We start from the raw sequence: 4,994 nt of genomic DNA on the forward strand, positions 1-4,994 counted from the left end.
GTGGTGGACATAAGGGAAGCCGTGTATCTTGGCCATGGAAAATAACTAAACCGCCGCGTATACTAAACGGGCGTTATCCATTTGTGAAGCCATTTGTGAAGGTATAGCCATGAGCACGATCCCGCAGACCAAGCCTCAGGGGCCCGGCCGTCCCAAGGACATGGAAAAGCGCGCGGCGATCCTTGAGGCCGCCAAGGGCCTGTTCATCCGCAACGCCTTTGCCGGAACCAGCATGGATGCGGTAGCGGCAGAGGCCGGCGTGTCCAAACTCACCGTCTACAGCCACTTCGGCGACAAGGACAACCTGTTTCGCGAGGTGATCCGCGCGCGCATCCAGGACCTGATCCCCGAAGACACCTACCACTACGACCCCGCCGAAGACATCCGCGTCGCGCTGGAGCGTATCGCCCTGCATCACGTCCGGCTCGACTGCGACGTGCAGAACGTGGGCACCTTCCGCGCCATCCTCAGCGACTGCCGCCAGGGCAACCCGCGCTACGGCAAGTTGCTCTGGGAAGAAGGCCCGGATCGCACCAATGGTCTGATGAAACGCCTGCTGCAACAGGCGGTTGACGACCGCAGGCTGGATATCGCCAACGTGGCCCGCGCCGCCGGCCAGTTCATCTCCCTGATCAAGGGCGAAATGCTGTTGCGCCGCATGTTCGGTTGCGAAGAATGCGCCCAGTCCTACGCCGCTGAGCTCGAACAGACCGCCCGCGATGGCGTGGACATGTTCCTGCGCGCCTATCTGCCGCGCTGATCCCGCCTGATTCAGGCCCGCCAAGGCCGCCGCACTCGCGGCCTCCCTCGCTTCGTGCTCAAATAGCGGCTTGAGGCGGGGGTGCCGGCAACAAGTCGGCTGAGAGAGTCCCTTCGAACCTGATGCGGCTAGTACCGCTGTAGGGAGCTTCGCCGCAATGCCGTAAGGACATTGCGTCCGGTGCCGTCCGCTTCTGTTGCTGAATGCGCGTTTGCATGCGCATCACTCCACACGATCCAGTGTGGACTCCCCAACAAAAGCACGTCCCCTCGGGGACAGCGCCAACGCCCGGACGGACCAAAGCCGATGAATGCCCTGCCCAATGACCTTGCGCGCGCCGCGCAGGAACTCTCCGAAGCCGTGACGCGTCCGATTCCGGGCTCGCGCAAGATCCACGTGCAGGGCAGCCGCCCGGACATCCAGGTACCGTTGCGCGAAATCTGCCAGGCGCAGACGCCGACCCTGTTCGGCGGCGAAGAGAATCCGCCGATCACCGTGTACGACACTTCGGGCCCGTACACCGACCCCGACTACAAGGTGGACCTGGTCACCGGTCTGCCGGCGCTGCGCGCGGGCTGGATTGCCGAGCGCGGCGACACCGAGCAGTTGATCGGCCTGAGCTCCGCCTTTGGCCGCCAGCGCGCTGTCGATCCCAAGCTCGATGCCTTCCGCTTCACCGCGACGCGTGCGCCGCATCGCGCCAAAGCCGGCGCCAACGTCACCCAGATGCACTACGCCCGCCAGGGCATCGTGACGCCGGAGATGGAATACATCGCCATCCGCGAGAACCAGCGCATCGAAGCGCTGCAGGGCAGCGCGCTGCGCACCCAGCACCCGGGCGAATCGTTCGGTGCGGCCTTGCCCAAGCTGATCACCCCGGAATTCGTGCGCGACGAAGTGGCGCGCGGCCGCGCCATCATCCCGGCCAACATCAATCACCCGGAAGCGGAACCGATGATCATCGGCCGCAACTTCCTCACCAAGATCAACGCGAACATTGGCAACTCTGCCGTTTCTTCGGGCATCGCCGAGGAAGTGGAAAAGMTGGTGTGGTCGATCCGCTGGGGCGSCGACACCRTSATGGAYCTGTCCACCGGCAAGCACATCCAYGAAACSCGCGAGTGGATCMTSCGCAAYTCGCCGGTGCCSATCGGCACGGTGCCSATCTACCAGGCGCTGGASAAGGTTAACGGCGTGGCCGAGGACCTTACCTGGGACATSTTCCGCGAYACGCTGATCGARCAGGCSGAGCAGGGYGTSGACTACTTCACCATCCACGCCGGCGTGCTGCTGCGCTWCGTGCCGCTGACCGCCAAGCGCGTTACCGGCATCGTCTCGCGCGGCGGTTCGATCATGGCCAAGTGGTGCCTGGCGCATCACAAGGAAAACTTCCTCTACACGCAYTTCGAAGASATCTGCGAGATCATGAAGGCGTACGACGTGTCCTTCAGCCTCGGCGATGGTCTGCGTCCGGGCTGCATTGCCGACGCCAACGATGCCGCCCAGTTCGGCGAGCTCGATACGCTGGGTGAACTCACCCAGATCGCCTGGAAGCACGACGTGCAGGTGATGATCGAGGGCCCCGGCCACGTGCCCATGCAGCTCATCAAGGAAAACATGGAGCGCCAGCTGGAGAAGTGCCACGAAGCGCCGTTCTACACGCTGGGGCCACTGACCACCGATATCGCGCCGGGCTACGACCACATCACCAGCGCGATTGGCGCGGCGATGATTGGCTGGTTCGGCACCGCCATGCTCTGCTATGTGACGCCGAAGGAGCATCTGGGCCTGCCGAACAAGCAGGACGTGCGCGACGGCATCATCGCGTACAAGATCGCCGCCCACGCARCCGATCTGGCCAAGGGTCATCCGGGTGCGCAGGTGCGCGACAACGCGCTGTCGAAGGCGCGCTTCGAGTTCCGTTGGGAAGACCAGTTCAATCTTGGCCTCGATCCGGAAAAGGCGAAGGAATTCCACGACGAAACCATGCCCAAGGATGCACACAAGAGCGCGCATTTCTGCTCCATGTGCGGCCCGAAGTTCTGCTCGATGAAGATCACCCAGGACGTGCGCGACTACGCCGCCGAACACGGCACCGGCGAAGAGTCGGCGCTGGAAGAGGGCATGGCGGAGAAGTCGGCGGAATTCCGCCAGCAGGGCTCCGAGGTTTATCACAAGGCTTGATGTTTCACCTCGTGCCGGCGGTCGCCACCGCCTGCACGAGGTAGAGCACCTTGTGGGAGCGCACCCTGTGCGCGACGGCAACGCTGCGATGTTCCGCTCCGTTGGTTTGTCGCGCACAGGGTGCGCTCCCACACAACGGCCTCACATCCGCACCGCTTTTTTCACCTGCGTTTCGCGCGTCGCCACCTACGGTGCTGGTTCGCCCAGTCAGCCCGATGGAGCCACGCCCATGGCAGCCAAGCCGTTCCTCTCCGATATCGAAACCATCCGCAAGCGCGCCCGCGAACATATCGACAATGGCGCCATCACTTCCGGTTATTCCGCCGATCGCGCGACCGTGGTCAAGATACTCAACGAAGCGCTGGCCACCGAAATCGTCTGCGTGCTCCGCTACAAGTATCACTACTACATGGCCAAAGGCATCCACGCCAAGAGCGTGGCCGCCGAGTTTCTCGAGCATGCGAATGAGGAACAGGGGCACGCCGACCTCATCGCCGAGCGCATCACCCAGCTCGATGGCGCACCCAACTTTTCGCCCGAAGGCCTGCTGTCACGCAGCCACGCCGATTACGTGGAAGGCGACGACCTGGTCGACATGATCAAGGAAGACCTGGTCGCCGAACGCATCGCCATCGACAGCTATCGCGAGATCATCACCTACCTCGGTGCAGCCGATCCGACGTCGCGCCGCATGATGGAAGGCATTCTTGCGATGGAAGAAGAGCACGCCGAGGATCTGGCGACCTTGCTCGACAATCTCGGCAAGAAGGGCGAGCCGGCCAAGCCGGCCAAGGCGCGACCCGAGAAGAAAGCCACCAAGCACTGAGCACAAGTCATCCCGCAGGCGGGTACGTGCGTTGGACAGACTTATTGCACCGGGAGACGCGCCATGGCGACCACGGACAACAACGCCCGCCAGGGACATGGGCTACTAAGGGCTGTATTGACCACGCTCGCACTGGGCGTGCTGCTTGCCAGCGTCGTGATGGCCTGGTGGGTCCGCCGGGCCGATAACAGCGCCAGCATGACGGGGCAGGCGACGGTTTCGGCCGACGCCGGCAGCACGCAAAGCTGAAGCACCATGAAAAACGCCGCCCGAAGGCGGCGTTTTTGGCTTCGATCAGGCCTTCTTGTCGGCCTGGTAACGCTTGATGCCTTCTTCGATTTCGGCCTTCGCCTCATCGGCGCCGACCCAGCCTTCGATCTTGACCCACTTGCCCTTCTCCAGATCCTTGTAGTGCTCGAAGAAGTGGCCGATGCGCTCCAGCCAGTGGCCGGAGACGGACTTGATGTCCTTGATGTGGGAGTAGCCGGCAAAGATCTTTTCCACCGGCACCACCACCAGCTTTTCGTCGCTGCCGGCTTCGTCGGTCATCTTCAGCATGCCCACCGGATGGCAGCGGATCACCGAGCCCGGCACCAGCGGCAGCGGCAGGATCACCAGCGCGTCCAGCGGATCGCCGTCGCCGCCCAGGGTGCCCGGCACATAGCCGTAGTTGCAGGGGTAACGCATCGGGGTCGACAGGATGCGGTCCACGAAAATCGCGCCGCTTTCCTTGTCCACCTCGTACTTGACGGGCTCGGCATCCTTGGGGATTTCGATGATGACGTTGATTTCGTCCGGAACCTTGCGGCCGGCGGGTACGAGGTGCAGACCCATGAGCGTGTCCTTGGCTAGTCAGATGCAAAGACTTGAAAGGATACGTCAAAAGCTGCGCCATCGCAGCCGCGGGGCGGCTTTGCGCCCGGTTCCAGTTCAGCGTGAGACGGGTGCCGAAGCGTGCTCAGGCCTGATATGGCCGTTCGCGTAACCACTTGGTGGCGATCCACTTTTCACCTTTGAGCACGGGCAGGCCGGCATGCAGCGAGGCCTCGTCGCCGGTGTCGTAAGCGAAATAGACGGCTGAACCGCGCATCGCCGTTACCGTGAGGCCGATGCGCGGAAAGGCCGTGCCGCCGCCTTCGTCCGGCGTATTGAGGTACATCACCACGCTGGCAATGCGCTGGCCGCCGCGTGCGGTGACGGCCGAATAGCCCGGTTGGTCAGGAT

Annotated in this window: 6 protein-coding genes and 1 riboswitch; of the genes, 4 read left to right on the forward strand and 2 right to left on the reverse strand. The window is 63.2% G+C overall.

What is annotated here, in order from left to right; all coding sequences use genetic code 11:
• Positions 1-109: 109 nt before the first annotated feature.
• The 4 genes from AC1DMG_RS19630 to AC1DMG_RS19645 all read left to right on the forward strand — a co-directional run bounded on the left by AC1DMG_RS19630 (position 110) and on the right by AC1DMG_RS19645 (position 4,019).
• Entirely contained in the window at positions 110-760 is a 651-nt protein-coding gene (locus tag AC1DMG_RS19630) for a TetR/AcrR family transcriptional regulator (RefSeq protein ID WP_441604789.1), read from the forward strand.
• A 67-nt stretch (positions 761-827) separates the two neighbouring features.
• A riboswitch (TPP riboswitch) is annotated at positions 828-923 on the forward strand.
• Positions 924-1,066: 143 nt separating this feature from the next.
• Positions 1,067-2,944, forward strand: coding sequence for a phosphomethylpyrimidine synthase ThiC (gene thiC, locus AC1DMG_RS19635; RefSeq protein WP_477180952.1), 1,878 nt, complete (start codon positions 1,067-1,069; stop codon positions 2,942-2,944).
• A gap of 229 nt (positions 2,945-3,173) precedes the next feature.
• Positions 3,174-3,770, forward strand: a complete 597-nt coding sequence (locus tag AC1DMG_RS19640) for a ferritin-like domain-containing protein (protein WP_441604787.1) — start codon at positions 3,174-3,176, stop codon at positions 3,768-3,770.
• Positions 3,771-3,833: 63 nt separating this feature from the next.
• Positions 3,834-4,019, forward strand: coding sequence for a hypothetical protein (locus AC1DMG_RS19645; protein WP_441604786.1), 186 nt, complete (start codon positions 3,834-3,836; stop codon positions 4,017-4,019).
• A gap of 45 nt (positions 4,020-4,064) precedes the next feature.
• Here AC1DMG_RS19645 and ppa read toward each other — a convergent pair whose 3' ends face one another.
• Both ppa and AC1DMG_RS19655 read right to left on the reverse strand, forming a co-directional pair.
• Positions 4,065-4,604, reverse strand: a complete 540-nt coding sequence (ppa, locus tag AC1DMG_RS19650; protein ID WP_441604785.1) for an inorganic diphosphatase — start codon at positions 4,602-4,604, stop codon at positions 4,065-4,067.
• A gap of 124 nt (positions 4,605-4,728) precedes the next feature.
• A partial coding sequence (locus AC1DMG_RS19655) for a 2OG-Fe(II) oxygenase (RefSeq protein ID WP_477180953.1) occupies positions 4,729-4,994 on the reverse strand: 266 nt, incomplete at its 5' end.

This window comes from Dyella sp. 01N36 (assembly GCF_056399745.1).